Consider the following 4,658-nt stretch of genomic DNA (forward strand, 5'->3'; position numbering starts at 1 on the left):
AGGAAGCCTAACGCTAATTTATAAGCATCGTCTGCCGCCTCTTTGTTATAATCCGGGTTGCTTGGGTTGGCAAATGCATGTTTAGCGTCATACATTTTTACGGTCAATTCCTGATCGGCCTCAGCCATGTTTGCTTTAAACTGGTCAGCTACTTCTGGTGTAATCCAACCGTCTTGCTCTGCAAAAATTGCCAAAACCGGGCCGTTAAGTTTTTCTAATCGATTAACATCCTTTTCGGGCATTCCATAATACATTACACATCCTCTAAGTGCATCTCCGGCCATGATGGCTGTTTGTAATGACCAACCGCCTCCAAAGCACCAGCCTATTGTTGCCACATCTGAGCCTGAACCAGCCATGGCCAATCCACCTTCTACAATTGCTTTGGCTCTGTCTGTTTTAACAGAACTCATGAGTTCACTTGCCTTTTCTCTTGTGTCTGCTGTTTTCCCATCATAAAGGTCTAGCGCTATCACATTTACAACACCACCAAGGTCATCATACAGCTTTTCAGCTTGTTTTTTGATGTGCTCATTTAGCCCCCACCACTCATGAATTACATATAAGTAACTATCTGTAGTTACTTTCGCTTCCAGCATGTAGGCATTGGCATCTGGACCATTATTAGTTTTGTAGGTGATCATCTTACCTACCTCACTTTGGTGTATATAAGGCAGTGGTTCACGATGATCAGCATTAAAATCCTTGTTTGAGGCAAACAAAGCAAAGCTCTCTGTGGCTGGTGTGTGACAAATTGTAATGTTGTCTTGAGCCATCAAAAGAGTGGCAAAAAACATAGGTAAGAATGATAAAATTAGCTTTTTCATGGGTTTATGGTTTTTAGTTGGTGTAACATCCTACCCATCGCAAATGTTTTTATTCCCTCACGTAGACAATATGGTCAATAACAGGAGGTGTAATGTCCTTTTTCCTAAAGTGAATTGCTAGTTGACCACGATGGTAAGTACTATGATTAGTAACATGAGTAATAATTTCACGCATGGTGTTTTCAAACTTCTTGCCTTCATTATTACTGTAATTGATCATCTCCTCAAATGTCTCATTTGGATGGTTTTCTATAAGCTCGAGCCAGTTTCTTGAGCTTTCTTCTGTCATGCTTCGGAGCTCACGTAGCTTGTATGTTTCCCATAAGGGAAAAGGTGATGTTGGTATATCCTTAATTCGGTTTAGCCAAATTATTTGAGCACTCAAAACATGACTGTATAGTTTTAGTAGGTCTTTATCTTCTACATTATTCTCTTCAAGTGTAATCAATACACGCTGGTTTGCCCAGTCATTATACTTTATAAGATCAATGAAATGTTTCTTCATTTTAGCTACTGATTTTGCAATTAATATTCCTGCTCAATTTACATAAATATTGGTTTTATACTTATGTCTAAAAGCCTGTTTGTTTTAAGCGGTATTAGATTTTAAGAGTCCCTAAGCATTATCGATTTCAAGAAGCTTTCAGCTTTATCTAAATGATTCTGTAGAGTATCCTTATCCATCCGATTTAGCAGGCTGATCATCATGCCCATGCGCTGGTTATTACTGAATTCTTCTTCGTGTACCTTTATAAATCTCCAGTAGAGGGCATCCCAGGTTTCACACCAATCATCTTTGCCATAATTACTCATCTTACGAATGTAATTGGAGCTCGAAATATAAGGTTTGGTAGTAATCAGTCCTCCATCTGCATACTGTGTCATGCCGTAAACATTAGGCACCATTACCCAATCATACGCATCAATATACATTTCCATAAACCACCTGTATATTTCATCGGGATCAAATTCACACAACAGCATAAAGTTGCCCATGACCATGAGCCGCTCAATGTGGTGGTTGTAGCCATTATTCAAAACCTTTTTAATTACATCATCCACGGGTTTTATACCGGTTGTGCCGTCCCAAAACGATTTTGGAATCTTTCTGTCATGATTCCAATGATTATTAGTACGCTCAAAAACTCCTTCAAACTCATATATGCCTCGCATAAACTCTCGCCAGCCAATTATTTGCCGCACAAAGCCTTCGAGACAATTTAAAGGATAATTGTGTTTTTGATGCATTTCAAATGTACGATTGAGTACATACTCCGGTGTGAGCAATCCGGTGTTTAAAGCGGGTGTGAGTAGGCTGTGGTAGATATACTTTTCATCTGAATGCAGGGCATCTTCGTAATCTCCAAAAAGCGTCATTCGATGCTCTAAAAAGTCATCTAACCATTTTTCGGCCTGGTAATGAGTAATGGGATAAATGAAGTTTTCGAGAGAGCCATAGTTGTCGGTAAACTCTTTTTCAACATGCTCCAGTGCTTCTTTCAGGTATTCATTTTTTTGCGGAATGTATATCTCCGGTGTTTCGTGGTCTTTGGGCAATTTCTTGCGATTTTCATCATCATAACTCCATTTGCCACCTTCAGGCTCGCCATTATCCATAAGCACGTCTAGGCGCTTTCTTTGTTTTTTATAAAAGGTGGCCATGTAATAACCTTCTTTTCCCTTCGGTAGAATCTCTTCTAGTTCTTCAAGGCTTGTAAGAAAGGCTGGAGTTTGTTTTTTATCGCACTTTACATTAAATGAGTCGCATGCCTTTTGGATACTTTTTTCAAGGTTATAGTCAGTAGTATCGGTATAGATAATGGTGTCGGCACCACCAAATTCAAGGTCTTCGAAAATTGATTGCAGGCTTTCATGATCATTGCATTCGATATATCTTACCTGCTGATCTTTTTGCTGTAAATAATTCTGATAGTACTTCATTGAAGCCCGGTGAAGTACCAGTTTTTGTTTATGAAACTTGTATTGCGAAAAGTAAAGATGGTCTTCGATAAGAAGAATCTCATCTACATTATTTACTGCCGGATTATTTTTATATAGTTGATGGGGAAAAACCAGTGCAATTTTCATGTTAAAACTAACAGAATATTACACTGGTTTGTTTGATTAATCTAGTCAACCAACCGGTATACAGGATATTGCATATGAGCCGGTTCATAGTACTTTGAGTTTTTGTAGATATAATCTAATTGGGCGTACCAATTATCTTCAAAGTTTGGATCACTCTCTTTTTTATCATTAAAAGCTATGCGGAGGGCATCATTTTCCTGAAGAATTTTGTAAGCTTCATCTTCAAATACGTAAGGAGAAAAGTGTTCTTTCTGCTGTAGAATTGTGTCAAAATAATTCCAATTAAAAAAAGAATCACTGGCTTGAGGCTCCAATACTTCTACTAGATATCTTCCTGCAAATTGATTGGTGTAGAAAATGTAGTCCCCTGCTTTAAAATCAACTTCTCTTTTCTCTTTTTCTACCATGGTGTTGCTATGAGGATAGTGGCCTTCATAAGGTGACTGTGATGTTTCAAATTTATCTATGCGATAGGCCTCAACGTTTATGGTAGTGTCTCTTTGTAGTCTTGAAAAAACGGCCCCATTTAATTTCAGAATTTCGATAACCTCATACCAACCTTGAGGAATAATATATGCACTCGGAATCTGCACTTCTACTTCAGGTTTAAATGTGTTGTAATATGGGATAGTCTTTGTGTATGGCATGTCCCTTTCATATACCAACCGCATTTTACCGGTTACAGTACTTTCTTTTTTTACTCCTTCATAACCTTTGAATGTTATGTCTTTTGAGACAGACTTATCAATTGACCAGCTTACAGGGTGCAGATTTCCAGCGGCAAAAAAGGCCTCCCTTTTCAGTCTAAGTTGTTTTATGTCAGATCCATGAGTGTCAGCCAACTCCACTACTGACTCTAAAAAGTTATATGTGGCATGTACTCTCTCATCGAATGGCTTGAGCATATGTGTTTCTATCATAAATCCTATTGAGTGAAACAAGGTAGAATAACCCGTAGAATACCTCGGACGATCTAAGAATTGAGAAAACCCCGATTGGTCCGGGGTTGTATTAAAAACATTTACATAAGGGGTAATTTCACTTCCTTTGTCTTTTATTATTTGCTCCAATTGAGGTGTAAACTGCTCCTCGATGAAAACTCCCAGATCGCCTCCCATTTTGTTGTGCTGAGTGGCAAGGTGAGTTATGGTATATTGATAATCAGCCCCGTTGCTTACGTGTGTATCTATAAAAATATCTGGATTTACCTCATGGAAAATCTCATAAAAAGAAAGCGTGTTCTTTGTATCGGCTTTTATAAAATCCCTGTTAAGATCATAGTTTCTTGCATTGCCTCTAAACCCATAGCTCAAAGGGCCGTTTTGATTGGCTCTTGTATATTCATTCCGATTTAAAGAGCCACCAATATTGTAAATAGGGATAACTGCTATCACAACATCATCGAGCAGCTCATTTTTCTCAGCTTTTTCACTATAGTTTCGCAAAAGCATCTTGCTTGCTTCAATACCATCAGGCTCTCCCGGGTGTATACCATTATTAATTAAAATAACGGTCTTTTTTTTCTGATGACTTTTTCTGAGATCAAAATCTTTGTCCAGGTCAAGAATCACCAAATGTAAGGGTAGGCCGCTATCGGTTAAACCTTTCTTCGTGATTGATATATTAGGACTTTTCTCAGCCAGTTGCTTATAAAAGGCAATAGTTTCGGTGTAAGTGCCTGTTTCTTTACCTTCTGATTTTTCGAAAGTAGAAAGGAGCTTGTCCTGGGCAAATAAACTATGG

The 4,658-nt window shown here is 38.3% G+C and carries 4 protein-coding genes; all 4 read right to left on the reverse strand.

Features of this window, described 5'->3' with window-relative positions; all coding sequences use genetic code 11:
* Positions 1-827: dienelactone hydrolase family protein (locus E1176_RS05770; RefSeq protein WP_155209614.1), on the reverse strand; the 827-nt coding region annotated here is incomplete at its 3' end.
* Between the two features lie 49 nt (positions 828-876).
* Positions 877-1,332 carry a DinB family protein gene (locus E1176_RS05775; RefSeq protein ID WP_155209615.1) on the reverse strand — a complete coding sequence of 152 codons (456 nt, stop codon included), beginning with the start codon at positions 1,330-1,332 and terminating at the stop codon, positions 877-879.
* A 101-nt stretch (positions 1,333-1,433) separates the two neighbouring features.
* The gene (locus tag E1176_RS05780; RefSeq protein WP_155209616.1) at positions 1,434-2,915 is read right to left on the reverse strand and encodes a cryptochrome/photolyase family protein; all 1,482 of its coding nucleotides are present in this window, start codon (positions 2,913-2,915) and stop codon (positions 1,434-1,436) included.
* 41 nt (positions 2,916-2,956) lie between these two features.
* A partial coding sequence (locus tag E1176_RS05785) for a M14 family metallopeptidase (RefSeq protein ID WP_155209617.1) occupies positions 2,957-4,658 on the reverse strand: 1,702 nt, incomplete at its 5' end.

Source organism: Fulvivirga aurantia, assembly GCF_009711475.1.
Taxonomy (GTDB): Bacteria; Bacteroidota; Bacteroidia; order Cytophagales; family Cyclobacteriaceae; genus Fulvivirga; species Fulvivirga aurantia.